The organism is Pseudomonas sp. 32_A, assembly GCF_017490905.1.
Taxonomy (GTDB): domain Bacteria; phylum Pseudomonadota; class Gammaproteobacteria; order Pseudomonadales; family Pseudomonadaceae; genus Aquipseudomonas; species Aquipseudomonas inefficax.
Genome location: NZ_JAFGYI010000030.1, coordinates 34,136 through 52,317, shown reverse-complemented (window position 1 = coordinate 52,317; position 18,182 = coordinate 34,136). Strand labels below are relative to the sequence as shown.

Annotated in this window: 18 protein-coding genes and 1 riboswitch; of the genes, 6 read left to right on the top strand and 12 right to left on the bottom strand. The window is 62.6% G+C overall.

Annotation, left to right across the window (positions count from 1 at the left end; all coding sequences use genetic code 11):
* Positions 1-4 precede the first annotated feature (4 nt).
* The 5 genes from J5M58_RS18215 to J5M58_RS18195 all read right to left on the bottom strand — a co-directional run bounded on the left by J5M58_RS18215 (position 5) and on the right by J5M58_RS18195 (position 4,067).
* A complete protein-coding gene (locus tag J5M58_RS18215; protein ID WP_112254020.1) occupies positions 5-958 on the bottom strand; it encodes a class I SAM-dependent methyltransferase in 954 nt (317 codons plus the stop codon).
* Positions 958-2,292 carry an iron-containing redox enzyme family protein gene (locus tag J5M58_RS18210; protein ID WP_112254019.1) on the bottom strand — a complete coding sequence of 445 codons (1,335 nt, stop codon included), beginning with the start codon at positions 2,290-2,292 and terminating at the stop codon, positions 958-960. Before J5M58_RS18210 ends, J5M58_RS18215 begins: the two co-directional genes overlap by 1 nt.
* Before the next feature lie 21 nt (positions 2,293-2,313).
* Entirely contained in the window at positions 2,314-2,511 is a 198-nt protein-coding gene (locus J5M58_RS18205; RefSeq protein WP_112254018.1) for a hypothetical protein, read from the bottom strand.
* A 60-nt stretch (positions 2,512-2,571) separates the two neighbouring features.
* The gene (locus J5M58_RS18200; RefSeq protein WP_085625022.1) at positions 2,572-2,748 is read right to left on the bottom strand and encodes a general stress protein; all 177 of its coding nucleotides are present in this window, start codon (positions 2,746-2,748) and stop codon (positions 2,572-2,574) included.
* Between the two features lie 455 nt (positions 2,749-3,203).
* Entirely contained in the window at positions 3,204-4,067 is an 864-nt protein-coding gene (locus J5M58_RS18195) for a Dyp-type peroxidase (RefSeq protein ID WP_112254017.1), read from the bottom strand.
* Between the two features lie 184 nt (positions 4,068-4,251).
* Here J5M58_RS18195 and J5M58_RS18190 point away from each other — a divergent pair, with 184 nt between their 5' ends.
* A complete protein-coding gene (locus J5M58_RS18190; RefSeq protein ID WP_112254016.1) occupies positions 4,252-5,145 on the top strand; it encodes a bile acid:sodium symporter family protein in 894 nt (297 codons plus the stop codon).
* Between the two features lie 189 nt (positions 5,146-5,334).
* On the opposite strand, the gene J5M58_RS18185 is transcribed toward J5M58_RS18190, so the two are convergent.
* Positions 5,335-5,802: a sterol desaturase family protein gene (locus J5M58_RS18185; protein WP_112254015.1), complete on the bottom strand. Its 468-nt coding sequence runs from the start codon at positions 5,800-5,802 to the stop codon at positions 5,335-5,337.
* 397 nt (positions 5,803-6,199) lie between these two features.
* Here J5M58_RS18185 and J5M58_RS18180 point away from each other — a divergent pair, with 397 nt between their 5' ends.
* Both J5M58_RS18180 and J5M58_RS18175 read left to right on the top strand, forming a co-directional pair.
* Positions 6,200-6,913 (top strand): MgtC/SapB family protein, encoded by a 714-nt coding sequence (locus tag J5M58_RS18180; protein WP_112254014.1) that lies wholly within the window; start codon positions 6,200-6,202, stop codon positions 6,911-6,913.
* A 17-nt stretch (positions 6,914-6,930) separates the two neighbouring features.
* Complete coding sequence (locus J5M58_RS18175; protein ID WP_112254013.1) at positions 6,931-7,440, top strand: GNAT family N-acetyltransferase; 510 nt, start codon at positions 6,931-6,933, stop codon at positions 7,438-7,440.
* Between the two features lie 31 nt (positions 7,441-7,471).
* Here the strand turns inward: J5M58_RS18175 and J5M58_RS18170 are convergent, their stop codons facing one another.
* Entirely contained in the window at positions 7,472-9,040 is a 1,569-nt protein-coding gene (locus tag J5M58_RS18170) for a sensor domain-containing diguanylate cyclase (RefSeq protein ID WP_207879005.1), read from the bottom strand.
* A 152-nt stretch (positions 9,041-9,192) separates the two neighbouring features.
* Here J5M58_RS18170 and J5M58_RS18165 point away from each other — a divergent pair, with 152 nt between their 5' ends.
* Positions 9,193-9,693, top strand: a complete 501-nt coding sequence (locus tag J5M58_RS18165) for a DUF4142 domain-containing protein (RefSeq protein ID WP_085692579.1) — start codon at positions 9,193-9,195, stop codon at positions 9,691-9,693.
* A gap of 8 nt (positions 9,694-9,701) precedes the next feature.
* On the top strand, positions 9,702-9,953 hold the full coding sequence (locus J5M58_RS18160; RefSeq protein WP_112254011.1) for a hypothetical protein: 252 nt from the start codon (positions 9,702-9,704) through the stop codon (positions 9,951-9,953).
* A 107-nt stretch (positions 9,954-10,060) separates the two neighbouring features.
* On the opposite strand, the gene J5M58_RS27995 is transcribed toward J5M58_RS18160, so the two are convergent.
* From J5M58_RS27995 to J5M58_RS18140, 5 genes are all read right to left on the bottom strand, one after another.
* Positions 10,061-10,231, bottom strand: coding sequence for a DUF6021 family protein (locus J5M58_RS27995; RefSeq protein ID WP_220087594.1), 171 nt, complete (start codon positions 10,229-10,231; stop codon positions 10,061-10,063).
* Between the two features lie 55 nt (positions 10,232-10,286).
* Positions 10,287-11,273 carry a DNA-binding protein gene (locus tag J5M58_RS18155; protein WP_207879004.1) on the bottom strand — a complete coding sequence of 329 codons (987 nt, stop codon included), beginning with the start codon at positions 11,271-11,273 and terminating at the stop codon, positions 10,287-10,289.
* A 228-nt stretch (positions 11,274-11,501) separates the two neighbouring features.
* Positions 11,502-12,743: a cytosine deaminase gene (gene codA, locus J5M58_RS18150; RefSeq protein ID WP_112254009.1), complete on the bottom strand. Its 1,242-nt coding sequence runs from the start codon at positions 12,741-12,743 to the stop codon at positions 11,502-11,504.
* A gap of 297 nt (positions 12,744-13,040) precedes the next feature.
* Positions 13,041-13,703 carry a thiaminase II gene (gene tenA / locus J5M58_RS18145; protein WP_207879001.1) on the bottom strand — a complete coding sequence of 221 codons (663 nt, stop codon included), beginning with the start codon at positions 13,701-13,703 and terminating at the stop codon, positions 13,041-13,043.
* Positions 13,700-14,347, bottom strand: coding sequence for a TenA family protein (locus J5M58_RS18140; RefSeq protein WP_207878998.1), 648 nt, complete (start codon positions 14,345-14,347; stop codon positions 13,700-13,702). The genes tenA and J5M58_RS18140 overlap by 4 nt, the downstream gene beginning before the upstream one ends.
* Before the next feature lie 79 nt (positions 14,348-14,426).
* Positions 14,427-14,541, bottom strand: a riboswitch (TPP riboswitch).
* A gap of 242 nt (positions 14,542-14,783) precedes the next feature.
* Between J5M58_RS18140 and J5M58_RS18135 the strand changes: the two genes are divergently transcribed.
* A complete protein-coding gene (locus J5M58_RS18135) occupies positions 14,784-18,176 on the top strand; it encodes a multicopper oxidase domain-containing protein (RefSeq protein WP_207878996.1) in 3,393 nt (1,130 codons plus the stop codon).
* Positions 18,177-18,182 lie beyond the last annotated feature (6 nt).

Below are 18,182 nucleotides of genomic sequence, written 5' to 3'. Positions count from 1 at the left end.
TGCCTCAGCTGTTGCGGGTGACTGTGAGCACCACCGCGGCGATGCGCTCGACCTGTTCGTAACCGGGTTCGTCCAGTTGCTCGCCAAACACATCCGGGTCGATTTCCCGATACACCCAGGACCATTCCGGGCCCGCCAGGCGCAGGCGGATGGCTTCGAGCAAGGCGTCCCGGCCTTCGATTATCGCCACGCCGGTATACAACAGTAGCGTGCCTCCTGAGCCCAGCCGCTCGCAGGCTTGTTCGACGATCCGCAGCGACAGCTGCGCGCCGAGCGAACCACCGCCATGCCGATAGGTACGCTCACCGGCATCCAGCATGTACGGCGGGTTGGCAATGATAAGGTCGAACAGCCCGGTAATGCCGCCGAGCAGATCACTCGGTTCCACGGACACGTTGCTCAGCCCCGCCAAAGCTGCGTTGATCGCTGTGTAACGCAGCGCGAGCGGGTTGATATCCACGGCGCTGACATGGGCATGGGGCGCCGCACGCGCAATCAGCAAGGCGCCCACACCTGTGCCGCAACCAATATCCACGGCATGCTCGACACGTTTCGGGGTGCGTTGCAGATGATCGTGGATGACCTGGGCGAAACGGTAACTGTCCGGGCCGAGAAACACCGCGTCGGCTTCTTGGGTGGGGTACGCAGAGTGCACCAGCAGCAGGTCGTCGATAGTCGACCAGCGCACGGTGCTGATCAGCATGTCCCCGTGCTCCTTGAGCACTTGGGCCAGCCGCATTTGTTCCAGCTCGTCGGCAGAAACCAGTGACGAACGGAACGGACGGCTCCAGCCGAATACATCGCGCACTGTCCTGGCCTGCCCAGCTTCCGGGCGCGCATTAACGCGCGCATGCGTTGCCGGGGTGACACAGGTGAAGCGGTAGCCGTCGGCACGCAGGCGCTTGCCCAACTGCAGCATTGCCTGGTCAGCCTGGATTTGTTGGGGATCGAGCAGCATCAGCGGGTTACCTCCTGGATCAGGCCGGTAGCACGCAAATAGCGCCGGGTGGCCAGCAATCCTTCCGGTGTCGCATGGCGGTTACCGGACATCGTGTCGATCAAAGTTTCGATATCGGCGTCCGGGGCAGGATTCGCAGGCGTATCATCCGATTGCACTTGCACCTCCCAGCTGCCTGGCAGCACGCGACGACCCCGTGCTTGCCAGCCTGCCGCGATCCAGTCGTGCCAGAGTTGTTTTTCATACGCCGTGAACACGCCATACATCGGTGCCGAAGGGCCGTCGATGAGCGCCCACCAGCGGCTGTTGGTGGGCGCTTCACCACGGCGGATCCAGCCTTGCGCCTGCAGAGCCTGCACGAACGCGGGCATGGCGCCGGGCTCGGCCAGCCACTGGTTGACGGTGCGCTTTTGCAAGCGGCAATGGTCGGAATGCATGAATCGGCCAAAATTGCGCTTTTGTTCCAGTGCCGACAGCAGTTCGAATTCAAGGTCGAAGCTGCTGATAAGGCTGGAGGTATCGAGCCCCAGGTCGTTCAAGCGGTACCCGCTGCGCACCCGCTGGTAGAACTGACCAGTGTCGTCGAGCGGGCATAGTTGGCGCAGCGCCTGAATGGACAGATGCGCATGCCCGCTGGCCGCGTTGTCGATGGTCACGTGGAGCTGGAAGTAATGGCCATCGATGCCCAATTCCGCCAGTTCGTAGGTGGTAATCAGCAAATGCAACGGTGGCTGTTCATAGCCCAGGTTGTAGCCGATCACCTCGGGAAGAAATTCATCGCCGTGGCGCCCCAATGCCAATTGCAAGGTGCCTTGCAGGTAACGCTGGTCATCCAGTTCAGGGAGTTCAAGGCAACCCAGCCGGCTCAACAGCCGTTGGTAGATCAGTACATGGTTGCAGCGCGGGTCGCCGCTGCCCAGTTCTTCCATGTAGGTGCGAATCAGGCCGTGATAGCGCGGATCCCGCCAGTGTCGCAAGGTACTGTGCAACCATGCACCGTCCACTGCCTTGGTCGGTGCCACCTGCTGCAGGAACCACAACGCCTGGGCGCGGTTGGCAAAATAGCGCCGTGGTGCGCCTTGGCGGCGTTGCTCGAGGTAACTGGCGTAGGCTTCAGCCACCCCGCTTGCGTGGCGAGCGCTCCAGGCTTCCAGCTCAGCAGGGTCTGCAGGCAAGTCATCTGGCAAACGCTGCGCGTGTGCCAACTGTTCGCCCAGCCATGCAGTGCTCGTGCTGTCGTGGCCCACGAGCAACCTCTGGTAGCGCTCCTTCAGGCTTGGCCCATTTGCCGAAGCCGGTATCACCGCGTCGGTCTTGCGGGTCATTACCGTCATGCCGTAGTCCTTGTCCGCATTTTATTGGCTGGGTTTCTGACCAGGCATCGGTTCAGGGTCTGGCGCAGGTTGTGAAGCAGGTTTGTCGTCGGGTTGCTGCATCTGCAGGGAGGGTTTGCTTTGGTCGGCATCCTTCGCCGGGTGATCGTTGTCCCGGTCAAAACAGCCACCCAGCAAGCCAAGCGCGCCCACCAGGGTTATCAGAGGGATCAATCGCATGGGGTTCTCCTTCTGTGCAAAATCGCAGTGCCCGATCACCCGGGCACTGCGTAGCCTCACTTACGAACGGCCGCCCTTGCGGCCCGATTCGCTGGTACGGCCACCACCGGAGTGCTGGCCGCCCTTGCGCCCAGCTTCGGAGGCTTTTTCGCGGTCATTGGCAAAGTTGCCCGGGTTCTTGTTGCCACCCTGGCTGCCTTGCTGGTTGCCGGTGCGGCTGTTCTCTTTGTTGGCCATGGTCTTAAACCTCGTATGACTTCGGAATGCACGGCATTACCTGCCGTACACCTGTTGGGAGTTCAGTCATTTCGGCGGATTCGGTTTAATGCGAAGCGTTCTGACCAGCGGCATTAAATAAGCGGCATCAGCATATTTGGCGCGCCTGTCAGTCGCGCGATAGCGAGCCAGCTGGATCTGCCGATGGCAACGCAGTCGAGGTGGGAGCAACTGTCTTGGAAATCTCTTCAAGCCAGCACTGGCCCTTGTAGGAGCGGCCTTGTGTCGCGATGGGGCGCGAAGCGGCCCCGGCAATCTTTGCTGCGAAGCTGAAAACCTGGGTCCGCTTCGCGCCCCATCGCGACACAAGGCCGCTCCTACAGGTATTTGCCCATGGCTTGAGGCCGGTGTGGTCGAGGTGGGAGCTGGCTTGCCGGCTTCTGGCGGCCAGCAAGCCCAAGCTGGATGTTTAGCGATCAGGCTTGTAGCAGCAGGCGCAGGTCGACACCCGTCTCGCTCATGGGCGGGCACCAGTAATACCCACCGGTCAGTGGCCGGCTGAAGCGGTACAGGCCGTCGATGATGCCGTCCTCCAGGCCGCTCATGCGCCGCAGCTGTACCTCGAACGCATCGAAGCTGTGCCCCAGAGCCACGAAGGCCAGGCCAGCGCCGCGTTGGTCTGCCCAGGCCACCGAACGACGGACCATGAACGCCTCTGGTTCGAAGCTTTCCTGGGCCGTGCGCTTGACATGGGCCGACTCGGGGGCGTCATCGAGCTCTTCGTTGTCGCTCAGGCGGCGACCGATGATGTTGTCCTGGTCGGCCTGGGGCAGCGACTTGAAGTACTCGAGGTCGTGCTTCCACAACTGGAACGCGGCAAAGCTTGCGCCATCGGCGCCAATGGCCGCCTGCACGGCCGCTTCGTCCACCGGGTTTTCGGTGCCGTCTTCATAGCCGGTCAGGTCATGGCCGCCGCGGTGCAGGAAGCCGTCGACGCTATCGGCCAGGCGCAGGGCCGGAGCCAATGCCAGCTCCAGGGCCTGGGCCCGCAGCAGCAGGTCGCCCCGCTCGTTGCCACGCAGCCACAGCCACAGGGCGTGTTGGGTACTGGGGTTCTCCACTGCAGCATCCAGCTGAGGGAAGGCGCGCAAGCCAGGTACCTCACGGCCCAGGGCCTTGGCCAGCGGGGCGCCGACACCCAGGATCAACTGTACGCCATCGACCTGCGGCAGCAAGGCATCCAGGGCGGCAGGCAGGGCCTCGGGCGACTGCAGGGCGAAGAACAGGTGACGGGCGTGAGCCGGCACCGGGGTGGCAAGCAGACCTTGCTGGAACGGCATGACAGGAAAATCCTTGGTAAAAAAAGGAATGCTACTGCGCCTGCAGGCCCACTGCAACGCGGCATACAGCCTCGCCAGCCGCTGCGTTTGGTAATAAACGGTTACCAAGTGCTGGCGCTTTGCAATTAGCTATCAATCAGGGCCGACCTACACTCCTCCCGATCCTTCGCCCGAGAGACCGCCCATGACCGCCTCGCCTTTGCTCACCGCCTTCCTGCCGCTGGCCCTGGGCATCATCATGCTCGGCCTCGGGTTATCACTGACCCTGGCCGACTTTGCTCGCGTGGTGAAGTACCCCAAGCCAGTGGTGACAGGCCTGGTTTGCCAGATCCTGCTGCTGCCGCTGGTGTGCTTCCTGATCGCCAACGGCTTTGGCCTGGAGTCGGCCCTGGCGGTGGGGCTGATGCTGCTGGCCGCGTCGCCAGGCGGCACCACGGCCAACCTGTTCAGCCACCTGGCCCATGGCGATGTGGCATTGAATATCACCCTGACGGCGGTCAACTCGCTGATCGCTATCCTGACCATGCCACTGTTGGTGAACCTGTCGCTGAGCTGGTTCATGGCATCGGACCAGGCCATACCGCTGCAGTTTGCCAAGGTGATGCAGGTGTTCGCCATCGTCCTGCTGCCGGTAGCGCTGGGCATGCTGATTCGCCGCTTCGCACCCGCTTTTGCCGCGCGCATGGAAAAGCCGATGAAGCTGGTGGCCGCGTTGTTCCTGGCGTTCACCATCGTTCTGGCGCTGGCCAAGGACTGGCAGACCGTGGTTGCGTACGCGCCGGTGGTAGGCCTGGCCGCGCTGCTGTTCAACCTGCTGAGCCTGGGCGTAGGCTACTGGGTGCCGCGCCTGCTGAACATTCCCAAGCGCCAGGCGATTGCCATCGGCATGGAGATCGGCATACACAACGGCACCTTGGCGATTGCCCTGGCATTGAGCCCTTCGCTGCTGAACAACGCCACCATGGCGGTGCCGGCGGCGCTGTACAGCCTGATCATGTTCTTCACCGCAGCGGCGTTTGGCTGGTGGGTGAGCCGCGGGCATGTGGCGGCGCAGCCCAAGGGGGAAACGGTTAACTGATGGCCTTTGCAAGCGCTCCACGTACCCTGTGGGAGCGGGTTCACCCGCGAAGAATCCAACCTTGTGCGTGGCACCGGCTGCGCCGGTGTTCGCGGCTGAAGCCGCTCCCACAGGGTCTGTGCTGACTCAATGGGTCATATGCAGTTCCATCATGGAGGGCTGCTCACACGAGTCAGATGCAAGTCCCTGTCACGACTGGCTGCGCTTACGCTTCAACTGCTGCTTCAACACCTTCAACGGCGGTGCATAGAAAAACCCGAACGACACACTCCCCGTACGCCCTTTCACCGCATGGTGCAACCGGTGCGCGCGGTGCAGGCGCTTGAGGTAGCGGTTGACCGGCCGTGGCTTGCGTGGCCAGTGCCGGTGAAAGAACCCATCATGGGCCACGATATACAGCACGCCATACCCCGCCACCCCGCCGCCCACCCACTGCAAGGGCGCATGACCACCCTTGCCCAGGGCCACCAGCACCGTAGCGATCAGCCCCAGGGCCACCAAGTACAGGTCATTGGTTTCGAGCATGCCCAATTGCGGCTCATGGTGCGAGCGATGCAGCCACCAGCCCCAGCCATGCATGATGTACTTGTGAGCCAGCGTGCCAACGCCCTCCATGGCCACCAGGGTGCCGAACAGTACGGCGAGATTGAACAGCATGGAACGGTCCGGGGGATGGCAAGGGAAGGCGCAAGGGTACCGATTGCCCGCGTTTTTTTCCATGCAGGCGTGACCGGTTGCAGGCCCGGTGCGGATGAACCCATTGTCATGTTTTCACCCTTGACCTGGCCTGCGACGGGGCGTAAGGTCCGCGACGCAATTTTGCATCCCTGAACAGGAGCCCTGCATTGGACAGTAGCCCCAGTCGCATGCGACAGGCCCACGTGGCGCGCTAGTCAGGTAGTGTCCTGCACTGTCTGGCCGGCCTGGCAAGACGGTGGTTTCTTGTAACCCTCCTTTTCTTCCTTCCCCTCCATGGTCCTGCGCATTTTCTGGTTTTTCAACCACGCCAGCTGATGGCGTTCATGCGGGCGCGTGCCCGTGGAAGAGGTTTGCTATGGATTGGAAAGTATTTCTGCTGCGCGTCAGCATCGCTTTGCTGCTAGGGGCGCTGATTGGCGCCGAGCGTCAATTGCGCCAGCGCTTGACCGGGCTGCGCACCAATGCACTGGTTAGCACCGGTGCCTCCCTGTTCGTGCTGATGACCCAAGCGGTGCCGGGCATGGCGCCGACCGACGCATCGCGTGTCGCCGCGTATGTGGTGTCGGGCATCGGTTTTCTCGGTGGCGGCGTGATCATGCGCGACGGGTTCAACGTGCGTGGCCTGAACACCGCCGCCACTCTGTGGTGCACGGCCGCGGTCGGCGTATTGTGCAGCCTTGGGCTGCTGCTGGAAGCGACGCTGGGTAGCCTGGCGGTGCTGTGCGCCAATATCCTGTTGCGCGATATTGCCCAGCGCCTGGACCGCCAGGACGTGGTGCCGGCCAGCGAGGTAGAGCAGCATTTCGAGGTGCGCATCGTCTGCCGCGCCGAGGACGAGATCCAGGTCCGCAGCCTGATGTTGCAAAGCCTGGGCGACCCGCAGCTGAGGCTGCAGTCACTGCACAGCGAAGACCTGGCGAACCCCGCACGCCTGGAAGTGCGCGCCGAACTGCTGGGCACCGCGCAGGCGCCAGCGCAACTGGAGCAGTTGGTCAGCCGGGTCAGCCTGGAGAAAGGTGTAAGCTCGGTGCGCTGGCAATTGCAGCCGCAGGTACTGGCTACAGACTAGAACGAAAGGACTTCTTCATGCGCATTCGCCCTACCCTCGATCAAGACATTCAATGGCTACCGGGCGTCGAACGCTCGGCTGCGCAGGCCTTTGCCGCCTGGCCGGCACTGGCCTGGCTGGCGCAGGGTGACGTGATGGATTGCGAGGCACACCGGGCGTTTGTCGACGCAGGCGGTAGCTGGGTGGTCGAAGACCTGGATGGGTGCATTCTGGGGTTTGCCTGTGCCCGGCTCGAGGCTCAGGCGCTGCACCTTCATGAAGTTTCGGTACGCCTGGAGGCCCAGGGGCAAGGTGTAGGGCGCAAGCTGCTGCTGCAGGTGGCCGATGCGGCGCGCCAGGCGGGGGCGCGGGAGCTGACCTTGACCACCTTTGCCGATGTGCCGTGGAATGCGCCGTTCTATGCGCGGTTGGGGTTCGAGGTGATTGATGAGGGGCTGCTGGATGCTCGCTTGCAGCAGATTCTGGCCCGCGAGCGTGCCCATGGGCTCGAGGGCCGTTGTGCGATGCGCCTTGGTGTAGATAACTAGACCCCGGGGCCGGTACAGGCAACCCGGGCTTTCATTCATTTACACCCACTACCGAACTTTCTGCCAGGCAATACCCATCCCGCCCCTGGCGCTTGGCCTGGTACAGCGCCGCATCCGCCGCGGCCATCAGGCGCTCGGCCGTCACCCCCTCTCGCGCCAGGTCACCCACAGCAATCCCCGCACTGAACGACACCCGGCCAAGTGGGCTGCCCACATGCTCCAGCAGCTGCCGGCGCAACAGCTGTTGCACCTCCTGCACCAGCAGCTCCGCCCCGCGAGCATCGGTATCGGGCAGCAGCAGTGTGAACTCCTCGCCACCATAGCGCACAGCCAGGTCGGCCGGCCGCTTCAGCGCCTGCTGCAGCACCTCGGCAAAGCGCCGCAGGCACTGGTCGCCCGCGGGGTGCCCATAACGGTCGTTGTAGGCCTTGAAGTAATCCAGGTCGAGCATCACCAGCGCCAGTGGATAGCCCTTGCGTCGTGCCCTGCGCAGCTCCGACTCGAACACTGCATCCAGCCGTCGGCGGTTACCCAGGCCGGTCAGGCTGTCGGTCAGTGCCAGAGCCTTCAGGGTCTGATGTGCCTGGTGCAGCGCCCGCTCGATGACAATACGCTCGCGCAACTGGCGCAACACCACACCACCAAAGGCCGCCAGCCCCACCAGCAACAGCAGCAATACCGCCACCGACTTGATCGCATCGTGCCGCCAGGGCGCGACGATCGACTCCCGCGACAAGCCCGCTTCCACCACCAACGGGTAGCTGGCCAGTGCGCGATAGCCATACAGCCGTGGCGTGCCGTCCACCACCGCGACCGCTTCGGCCACCCCTTCGCTTGCATGCGGCAGGTGAATGCGGAAAATCTCACTACTGCTCAGGCTGCGGCCCACCACCTGCTCGACGAACGGCCGCCGTACCAGGATGGTGCCGTCGCGCTTGGCCAACACCAACGCGCCGCGTTCGTCGATCTTGAAGTCACCGTAGTAGCGCACGAACCACTCCACCTTGATGGTGCCCAGCAACACCCCGGCGAAGCTGCCATCGGCATATTGCAGGCGCCGTGAAATGGGGATGATCAGGTCGCCAGTGGAACGGCTGCGCACCACCGAGCCGATGTGTATCCCACGGTCGGGATGGTCGCGGTGGTAGACGAAGTAGTCGCGGTCGGCATTGTTGGCATTGGGCGGGACTACCTCCTGATCAGTAACGATCCAGCTGCCATCCGGACCATACACGAACAACCCGTGCAACTGCGGCATTATGCTTTTCTGTTGGACCAGCAAGGTATGCAGGCGCGGCCGGTCGATATGCTCGAAGCCGTCGCCTTCCAGGCGCTCGGCCAGCGCCGCGGTAATGGCGTCGACCTGGCGGATGGCGTCTTCGGCATGCTGCGCCGTGGCCCGGGCCAGGTTGGTGACCATGTTCTCGGCATTGGTGAAGGCGTGCCGGTAATCGCGCCAGATACGCCAGCCTTCCACCACGACGAAGGCCAGCATCACCACCAGCATGAACGCCAGTACCAGGCGGAAAAGCGCCACGGCGCGGCCCTCGCCGGTTAGCGCGAAGAGCCCGTCTTCATCCTGTTTCCTGGCTGCACACATTGAAATCCCTAGCCATACCGCGTTCGCCGCCTTTCACTATAGTTGAGCACCATCTGCACGCAGCCGGCCAGGAAAAAGATTAAACCTTTGCCCCCCGTTCACCCTCAACCGTACGCGACACTGAGGTCGCGCCACGGTTTAAGGAGTGAAGCATGAGCAGTCTCTTCATCAAGCGCGTCGGTTTTTCCATGGTATTGGGCTTGGCATCGGTACACGCGATGGCGGCAAGTTCCGATGACTTCGTCGAAGCGGCCACCGAGGCCGGTATTGCCGAAGTGGTAACCGGCAAGCTGGCTCTGGAAAAAACTCAGAATGCCGAAATCAAGACCTTCGCCCAGCAGATGGTCACCGACCACACGCAAGCCAACCAGAAGCTTGGCGACATCGCTCGCAAGCTCGACATTTCCGTACCTGACGAAGCGGCCATAACCGACAAGGTCAAGAAAATGATCCTGGAATGGCGGGAGGAGTCGTTTGACAAGTCCTACGTCAACAACCAGGTCGACGCTCACGAAAAGGCGGTGGAGCTGTTCAAGAAGGAAGCGGCATCGTCCGACAAGGCTGAACTGAAGGCCTTCGCCAGTGAAACCCTGCCCAAGCTCGAACAGCATCTGGAGCATGCCAAGGCGCTTCAGGCCAAACACGGCAAGTGAGGCCCGCCATGAGTAACGATGCATTGAAAGCCGAAGTGCTGACTCGCCTGCTGCACGCACACCCCCAAGGGCTGGGCAAGGAGGTGCTGGACAACTACCGGGGCGAGAAAGCCGTTGCCGGCATGCTGAAAACGCTGCAGGAGGCCGGTTTGATCCAGGATGGCAGCGTGGCGGTTGGCAGCGACCACCAGATCAGCGTGAACTATCCGATCAAACTCTCGGCTGCGGGCGTGGAGGCAGCCAGGCAGGCAGAGCCCTGAGTCGTGTGAGCGGGGCTTGCCTGGCCAAGGGCTCGAGCCAGCCTGCCCCGAGCAATGCCGTCTTGATCGCAGGGGCCGCTGCGCGGCCCTTTGCGACAATGCCAACTTCATGGGTGTTTTTCGACGTCCCGCGGTGGCTTGGCAGGCCCTTGCGGGTCGACTTGTGGATCTTCCACATCGGGTGAATCGGGATCGAAACCCAAGTCCTCGCTTCTGTTCGCCTGCTCGGACGAATGAGGTCCTTGGGGATGTTTGCCTGGCTGTTCTGGTTCGGGCATGAGGCTATCTCCGGTGAGTGTCTAGGGAAGAAACCACCGGCGGTGAAAAGTTTGATTAATCTGCATTCACAGCTAGCCGAGCGCGGCATTCAACCAACGCTTGATCACGCTCCTTCAGTTGTTCCTCGAGCCGCTGGAGTTGCCGAGCCTGTTCCGCGCACAATTCGCGCCTGGTCTCCAGGCTCTGTGCCTGCATATCCAGCTGCCGGCGCATTTCCTCGCTGGCACCCTGCGCCTGGGCCAGGATCGTGCGCAAGCCCTGAATCTGCGCATCACGCTGCTCCAGCAATTCATCCTGCGCCCTGCAGGCGCTGGCGGCCTGGCGATGTTCACCCAGCAAGCGCTCGTTGTCGCGGTGCAGGCGGGTCAGCTCGTCCTGTTTGACGATCATGCCCTGCTGCAGTTGACGCACCTCCACCTGCACTTGTTGCAGCTGCGCTTCGTGGCGGCGCTGTTCCTGCTCACGTTGTTCGCGGCTGGCGTTGCGGTAGTGCTCCAGCGCATCGCGGGCATGACGGTGCTTGTCTTCCAGTGACTTGACCTGCTCGTCCTTGTCGGCCAGGCGCACCTGCATCTCGCCCAGCGACTGGTTGAGGCTGGCACTGCGCAGCTGTTCGGCCTGCAGGGTGCTTTGGGTGGAAAGCAGTTTTTCCGATTCGGCGGCCAGTGCGGCCACATCGATCTGATGCTGTTGATGCGCCGCAGCCAGTGCCTGCTGGGCTACGGCCAGTTGAGCCTCCAGTTGTTCGCGCTGTCGAGTGAAGGCGCTTTCGGCCTGTTCGATCTTCAGGTCGGCCTCGTCCTGCAACTGGGTAGCCAGTTGCCCGACCATTCGGCTCAGCACATCACTCAGCGCAATGCCGCCCTCGGAGGCCACAGGCTGCTGGCCGTTCAACTCTTTCAGGTAGCGGTGAATCGTGGTCTTGGAGCCGGTGTTACCCAGCTCGATACGTATTGCATCGATGCTGGGGTTTTCACCCCGGGCAATCAGCGCCTGGCGCGCCTGCTGCACTACAACCTTGTTTATACCGCCCCGGGCCATGCTTGCTCCTACGATTTTGTACCGTGTTATGTACCATGTAATTACATACCAATTATGGAGGCAAGCAATTACCCGTGCAAACATTTCCTATGGTGGAATAATCACGGCTTATCGCATGTGAGTGGGTCATGGAGGCTGTGCAAGGGGATAAAACAGTACGCCAGACAGCAAAGCGCCCCGCTCGGCTTCAAGCCGGCGGGGCGCTGCAAAACGCTGTCGCAGCTAGCGTCAGGTGTAGTGTTCAACCCTGGCAGGTGTTCTACGCATCAGCACCTTGCCACTGCGTACCGACACCAGCGCATGCCCCTGGCTGCGCACCATCTCGTAATCGTCTGGCGCGGACAGCAGCAACAGGTTCGCCGGGCGCCCCACCTCGATGCCGTAGCGCTCGCCCAGGTTCAGGGTGCGGGCGCTGTTGTCGGTGATCAGGTCCAGGCAGCGCTGCAGGTCTTCGTAGCCAAGCATGTGACAGATGTGCAGGCCGGCCTCGAGAACACGCAGGATGTTGCCGTTGCCCAGCGGGTACCAAGGGTCGACGATGGAATCCTGGCCAAAGCACACGTTCATACCAGCCCGGTCGAGCTCGGCCACGCGGGTGACGCCGCGGCGTTTCGGGTAGTTGTCGAAACGCCCTTGCAGGTGAATGCTCTCGGTCGGGCAGGACACGAAATTGATACCCGACTGCTTGAGCAGGCGAAACAGCTTGTAGCAGTAGGCATTGTCGTACGAGCCCATGGCCACGGTATGGCTGGCTGTTACCCGGGGGCCCATGCCGCGCACCCGCGCCTCTTCGGCCAACACTTCGAGAAAGCGCGACTGCGGGTCGTCGGTCTCGTCGCAATGCACATCCACCAGGCAGCCGGTACGCTCGGCCAGGTCCATCAGGAACTTCACCGACGACACACCCTGGTCGCGAGTGTTCTCGAAATGCGGGATGCCACCTACCACATCGGCACCGATGGCCACCGCCTCGGTCATCAGCGCCCGGCCGTTCGCGTACGATTCGATACCCTCCTGGGGAAAGGCGACGATTTGCAGGTCGAGCAGGTGGCGTACTTCGTCACGCACTTCGGCCATGGCCTTGAGCGCGGTCAGGGTGGGGTCGGTGACATCGACATGGGTGCGCACGTGCTGGATGCCATGCTCCACCAGCATGCCGATGGTCTTTTTCGCGCGGTTCTTGATGTCGTCGTGGGTGGTGATCGCCTTGCGCTCGGCCCAGCACTCGATCCCTTCGAACAGGGTGCCACTCATGTTCCACCGCGGCTCGCCGGCGGTCAGCGTGGCGTCCAGGTGAATGTGCGGTTCGATAAACGGCGCTACCACCAGGTTCTGCCCCGCGTCCAGATCATCGGCAGCGCGCACTGCCACCCCTTCTGCCTGGGGCAGAACGGCGGCGATGCGTTCGCCGCTGAGCTCGATGCGGAACAGGCCAGGCTTGCCGCGCAGGCGTGCGTTGATGATGTTCATGATGCGTCTCCCTGGGCTTTGCGAGTGGCCCTACCAGCATAGTGGCCCAAGCCTTGTGGTATTTGCTACCGGCCCTATCGCCGGCAAGCCAGCTCCCACGTTTTGCGCAGGCCTCAGGGCTGTGGTTTACCTGTGGGAGCGGCTTTAGCCGCGAAGAGTCCAACGCGGTGCATGGCACCGGCTGCGCCGGTGTTCGCGGCTAAAGCCGCTCCCACAGGGTCCCTGCTAATTCAATGAGTTATGTGCAGTTCTATGAGAGCTGGCTTGCCGGCGATAGGGCCGATGCAGGGCAGCAAATCAGGCTCCGTCCAACCCCATCTGCCAGAAATCCGCCTCCAGGCTGGACGCCTGGCCGAAAATCCCCACCAGCTCGGCGAACCGCTGCTCGGTCATGCTTCGTGCCGCCAGCTCATCCAGGTGCTTGCGCGCCGCCGCTGCAACACCTTGGTAGCCCTCCCCGGCATATTCACCGATCCATTCGCGGTACGGGTGATTGCTCAAATCGCCGATGCGCTCGGCCAGGGTTCGGCCGATCTCGGCATAGCCGATCACGCACGGCGCCAACGCCACATGCAACTCCAGCAGGTCACCCGCTGCACCGCAGTCCAGCACATAGCGGGTATAAGCAACCGTGGCCTGGTGTTCAGGCGCGGCCTCGATATCGGCCTGGGTCAGGCCCCAGCGTGCACACAGCCGCAAGTGCAGCTCGGTTTCATCCAGAATCGCCCCCAGCCCGGCCTGTGCGGCGCGGATGTCGGCCGGGCGACGGCTCTTGTAGGCGGCCAGCGCCCAGGCGCGGGCGAACTGGATGAGGAACAGGTAATCCTGTACCAGATAGGTACGGAAGGCGGCTTCGCTCAACGTACCCTCGCCCATCTGGCGCACGAATTCGTGGTCGATGTAGCTGTTCCATTGCCGCGTGGCGGCAGCCTTGAGGCGGTCGAAGATATCCATGTTCATTTGTCCTCCGGGTAGACGGCATCGAAGAAGGCAAGCTCCAGTGCCACGGTGCGCTGGTAGAAGTCACCCGCCAGCGCGGCATCCTGCGGCCCGACGCGGTCGAGTTCGGCTTGCAGGAAGGCAACGAAGTCTTGGAATGCCGGGTTGTCGTGCAGGGTGATCCATTCGGCGTGGACGAAGTTGTCCGGCATCGGTTTTGGCGCCTTCAGCGCCCAGTCCAGATACAGGCCTTCGGCGACGTTGAGCACCGCCAGCGCGGCTGCATAGGACCGGGTGGCCGCCGCTTCGCGCATGATCGCCTTGAAACCGGCGGTCGGCACGGTGTCAGCCGGCTCGCTGCGTTGTGCAGTACTGACCCCAAGGGCCTCGAAGGCGCGCAGGAAGTAAGTGTTCTCGTCACTGGAGATCATCCCGGCAAAACGACCGAAGCGCAGGCGCGCCTCGAAGGTGTCGGCAGTGGCGATGGCTGCGCCCAGCAGGGTCAGGAAGCTGTCGAGGAAGCGGTGGTCCTGCACCAGGTAGTCAACCATGATCGGGTCCGGCAGGCTGCCGTCGCACAATTGGGTGACGAAGCGATGGCCAACGGCCGCCGACCAGGTCGGCTCGCTGCGGCGGCGCAGGGACTGGCTGAAACGTTCGGTCATGTTGCTGTCCTTGATGAGGGTGACAGCGAGACCGCGATGGTTGGCATGGACGGGGCCTCGCAGTGAGGCCGGCAAAAAGGCAGGTTTCAAGTCCCATCCCTTCGCCGGCATGATCCGGATCAGGTTCGAAGGGTCACCGCGCTGCAGCATCCAGCGGTTTCTCAGCCCGTTGCCAGGCTCCCCTTGGTGGCGCTCAGGTATACCCCAGGGCGCCGCTGCTGTCACCACCCAATCTGTGGGCAATGGGGGACCCACTAGTGGGGACCTTCACCCGTTTTTGACGCTACGGTATTTAGCGCACATCAGGCGCCACAAGGATTTGTTTATAAACACATTCCTCGTGTTTGGGTTGGCATACCCATTGCTCCAGCCCCAGAAACGGGCAAAAAGCCATTGATGGCCGCAAGCCATGCTGTCGCGAACGAGGCAAAAGGCAATGAAAACACCTGCCGTGATCCACCCTGCCAGGCACGCATTCCAGCTTTCCACCCTCACCACGTTGATGCTCGGCCTTGGGCTGGTCACGGCTACGGCAGCTCCACTTGACGACAACAGCATGCCACCGCCAACCGACCCGTCGGCCTACACCAACCAGCCGGCTGACCCGACCCAGGCCTTGCTGGACCTGTACAACATGCCAGAGGCAAATCGAGGCTCACTCGAACTGACTGATGGAGTGTACGGCGACCGCGACACGGTACGCGCAAACAACGTGCTGCCGCCGGCTCTGCAAACCGGGGAAAAATACCCCACCAACGGCAAACCCAGCCCGCTGTACGGGGCGCTGCCATTTACCCAGCAGTTACTGCTGTTCGAGGAGTTCGGCACGGAAAGACTCGACCCCACGCTGCCGCCGCCCGCTCTGACCTTCCCGGTGCCCACCTTGGGCGCGGCACCGGCGCAGGACCCTAACGTGGTGGCCCGCAGCGGCCCCAGCGGTACAGCCCTTGAAGCGTTCCTCAAACAGCCGGGCCTGTACCCGTTCCCGACCCAGTATTCCAACGTGCTCGACCGCAACCCCTGGAAAGCGCAGATCGAGATGTTCCTCAACCGCCAGCCGGTCGGTTCGCCTGCGGAAGGCCGGCCGCCAGGAAAAGGCTGGTCGCACCAGCGCTGGAACGAGTTCTATCCGCAGGCAGGGTTCAAGACTGCCCAGGCCGGTGCGCGCATCAATCTCGGCCTGCGTGACCGCAAGCAACTGCACAACTATGCGGTTGGCGAGTTTGCCCCGGGCGGCCTGTACTACCAGACCTCAGATATCCCGAACACGCTGGGCACCACCAAGGGCATCGACACCCGCTTCCACCCGAAAATGCCACTGCAAAACCACAAATCGCTATGGACCTTCGACGGGACCTTCCCACCCAAACTGCTGATGGCGCGCTATGGCCAACCGATCCTCATGCGCCATTACAACGCGCTGCCGATCGACCCCTCGGCCAACGCCGGGTTTGGCCTGCATACCCTTTCGACCCATGAGCACAACGGCCACTCCCCTGCCGAAAGCGATGGCTATGCAAACGCCTACTTCTTCCCGGGGCAGTACTACGATTACCGCTGGCCATTGCAACTGGCCGGCTATGACACCATCAATACCCGTGCCGAAGACCCACGTGCCGCGTTCCCTTGCTCGGCGGGCGAAACCTTGTTCGTCAATGATGCCAACCCCGGCCTGAAAACCTGCCAGAACGGCAGTATCAAGATCCGTGGTGACTGGCGCGAAACCATGAGCACTCACTGGTTCCACGACCACATGTTGGATTTCACGGCGCAGAACGTCTACAAAGGCAACGCCGTGATGATGAACTACTACAGCGCCCTGGACCGCGGCAACGAGGCCCTGCAGGATGGCGTCAACCTGCGTTTCCCCAGTGGTTCGGGCATGCCGTGGGGCAACCGCGACTACGACGTCAACCTGCTGATCGCTGACAAGGCCTGGGATGCCAAGGGCCAGCTGTGGTTCAACCCGTTCAACACCGATGGCTTCCTCGGCGACCAGATCCTGGTCAACTGGCAGTACCGGCCTGTGCTCAAGGTACGCGCGCGCAGTTACCGGTTCCGTATTCTCAATGGCTCGGTGTCGCGCTACCTGAAGCTTGCCGTAGTGCGGGAAATTGCCGGCAACAGCGGCGAATTCAAAGGCCCGACCGGTTCCAATCTGTCGTATGCACGGGTGCCGTTCCACATGATCGCCAACGACGGCAACATCATGGAACACACCGTGCCGTTCGATGGGACGATGGACCTCAACGGTGATGGCAACCTGCAGGACAACAATGGCGTCTTGCCGTTGCAGGGCATCGCCGAGCGCTACGACATCATCATCAACTTCGCCAAGCATGGCATCAAGGTTGGCGACAAGCTGTACCTCGTCAACCTGGAGGAGCATCAGAGCGGCAAAGGCCCGGAAGGTGCCATTGCGCTGGCCGATGTGCTGTCGGAAAAATACAAGGCCGTGATCAAGCAGACCAGCAACGGGCCGGAGTGGGACAACGGCGACCCGGCGATCGGCAAATTCCTGCAGTTTGTGGTTCAACCCTACAGCGGCCAGGACCTGAGCATGGACCCGGTGGCCTATGAACCGGCCAAACCGGGCAAGGCCGAAGGCCTGAGAATGCTGCCGCTGCCAATTGACCGGAACTCGGCCACCGACCAGGCCAAGCTCAAGGATGCCCGCCATCGCGAGTTCATCTTCGGTCGCTCGGACGGTACCGACACCCAGCCCTGGACCATCAAGACCGACGGCGGCTTTGGCTACAGCATGGACCCACGGCGCATCAGCGCTGCGCCACAACTGGCCCAGCAGTCCACCGACGGCGGTTTCAGCGGCGACGGCACCCTGGAAGTATGGAAGATCATCAACGGTGGCAATGGCTGGAGCCACCCGGTGCATGTGCACTTCGAAGAAGGCGTGGTTCTCAGCCGCGATGGCAAGGCCCCGCCAGAATGGGAAAAGTGGGCGCGCAAGGACGTGTATCGCATCGGGCCGGATATCGACTCTTCGGAAGAAGTGGAAGTGGCGATCCGCTTCCGCGAGTTTGCCGGGACCTACATGGAACACTGCCACAACACCCAGCATGAAGACTCGTCGATGCTGCTGCGCTGGGACCTGGAGCACCCAGGCCAGTTCCAGGTTATGCCGACCCCGCTGCCAGGCTGGGATGGCGTGGAGTACGTGGCTTCGGTTGGCCTGCCGACCTTCCGCACCAACGACCACGATGACGACGACCCGGCCAACAAACCGCCGGTCGCAGCCAACGACACCGCAGCTACCACGGCCGGAAAGCAGATCACCTTGAACGTGCTGGCCAACGACACCGATCCCGAGAACAACCTGCCGTTGACCGTCGTCGGCCTCAGCCAGCCGGGCTCCGGCCAGGGCGCCACCAGTACCGACGGCACCACGGTCACCTACGTCCCGCCGGCCTCGGTAACCACAGCGTTCACCGCCAGCTTCAACTACTCGGCTCGTGATGCCAAGGGCGCTGAATCGGTTGCCCCGGCCACGGTCAGCATTGCGGTGAGCCCGGCAGTGGCGCTCGACCAGATCCAGGTCACCAGTGCCACGGTGCAGGTGCGCAGCGGCAACCGCTTCACCTGGGACATTTCGGGCACCACCACGGTGGCCACCGGCAACAGCATTACCGTGACTGCGGCAACCACCAGCGGCCCGCTGCTGCTGGGTACGGCGACGCTCAGTGCTACGACCAGCGGTGCCCGTTGGCGGTTGTCGACCACCACCACCGGCAGCGGCCCGGCCACACCGGCGACCGTGACCGTGAAATCGGCGCTGGGGCAGAGCGTGACGGCGCCTGTCAGCATCAGGTAACCGAAA

Excerpts from the sequence above, each read along its gene's own strand:
- J5M58_RS18215 (WP_112254020.1), bottom strand. The coding sequence starts at position 958 with ATGCTGCTCGATCCCCAACAAATCCAGGCTGACCAGGCAATGCTGCAG.
- J5M58_RS18210 (WP_112254019.1), bottom strand. The coding sequence starts at position 2,292 with ATGACGGTAATGACCCGCAAGACCGACGCGGTGATACCGGCTTCGGCA.
- J5M58_RS18205 (WP_112254018.1), bottom strand. The coding sequence starts at position 2,511 with ATGCGATTGATCCCTCTGATAACCCTGGTGGGCGCGCTTGGCTTGCTG.
- J5M58_RS18200 (WP_085625022.1), bottom strand. The coding sequence starts at position 2,748 with ATGGCCAACAAAGAGAACAGCCGCACCGGCAACCAGCAAGGCAGCCAG.
- J5M58_RS18195 (WP_112254017.1), bottom strand. The coding sequence starts at position 4,067 with ATGCCGTTCCAGCAAGGTCTGCTTGCCACCCCGGTGCCGGCTCACGCC.
- J5M58_RS18190 (WP_112254016.1), top strand. The coding sequence starts at position 4,252 with ATGACCGCCTCGCCTTTGCTCACCGCCTTCCTGCCGCTGGCCCTGGGC.
- J5M58_RS18185 (WP_112254015.1), bottom strand. The coding sequence starts at position 5,802 with ATGCTGTTCAATCTCGCCGTACTGTTCGGCACCCTGGTGGCCATGGAG.
- J5M58_RS18180 (WP_112254014.1), top strand. The coding sequence starts at position 6,200 with ATGGATTGGAAAGTATTTCTGCTGCGCGTCAGCATCGCTTTGCTGCTA.
- J5M58_RS18175 (WP_112254013.1), top strand. The coding sequence starts at position 6,931 with ATGCGCATTCGCCCTACCCTCGATCAAGACATTCAATGGCTACCGGGC.
- J5M58_RS18170 (WP_207879005.1), bottom strand. The coding sequence starts at position 9,040 with ATGTGTGCAGCCAGGAAACAGGATGAAGACGGGCTCTTCGCGCTAACC.
- J5M58_RS18165 (WP_085692579.1), top strand. The coding sequence starts at position 9,193 with ATGAGCAGTCTCTTCATCAAGCGCGTCGGTTTTTCCATGGTATTGGGC.
- J5M58_RS18160 (WP_112254011.1), top strand. The coding sequence starts at position 9,702 with ATGAGTAACGATGCATTGAAAGCCGAAGTGCTGACTCGCCTGCTGCAC.
- J5M58_RS27995 (WP_220087594.1), bottom strand. The coding sequence starts at position 10,231 with ATGCCCGAACCAGAACAGCCAGGCAAACATCCCCAAGGACCTCATTCG.
- J5M58_RS18155 (WP_207879004.1), bottom strand. The coding sequence starts at position 11,273 with ATGGCCCGGGGCGGTATAAACAAGGTTGTAGTGCAGCAGGCGCGCCAG.
- codA (WP_112254009.1), bottom strand. The coding sequence starts at position 12,743 with ATGAACATCATCAACGCACGCCTGCGCGGCAAGCCTGGCCTGTTCCGC.
- tenA (WP_207879001.1), bottom strand. The coding sequence starts at position 13,703 with ATGAACATGGATATCTTCGACCGCCTCAAGGCTGCCGCCACGCGGCAA.
- J5M58_RS18140 (WP_207878998.1), bottom strand. The coding sequence starts at position 14,347 with ATGACCGAACGTTTCAGCCAGTCCCTGCGCCGCCGCAGCGAGCCGACC.
- J5M58_RS18135 (WP_207878996.1), top strand. The coding sequence starts at position 14,784 with ATGAAAACACCTGCCGTGATCCACCCTGCCAGGCACGCATTCCAGCTT.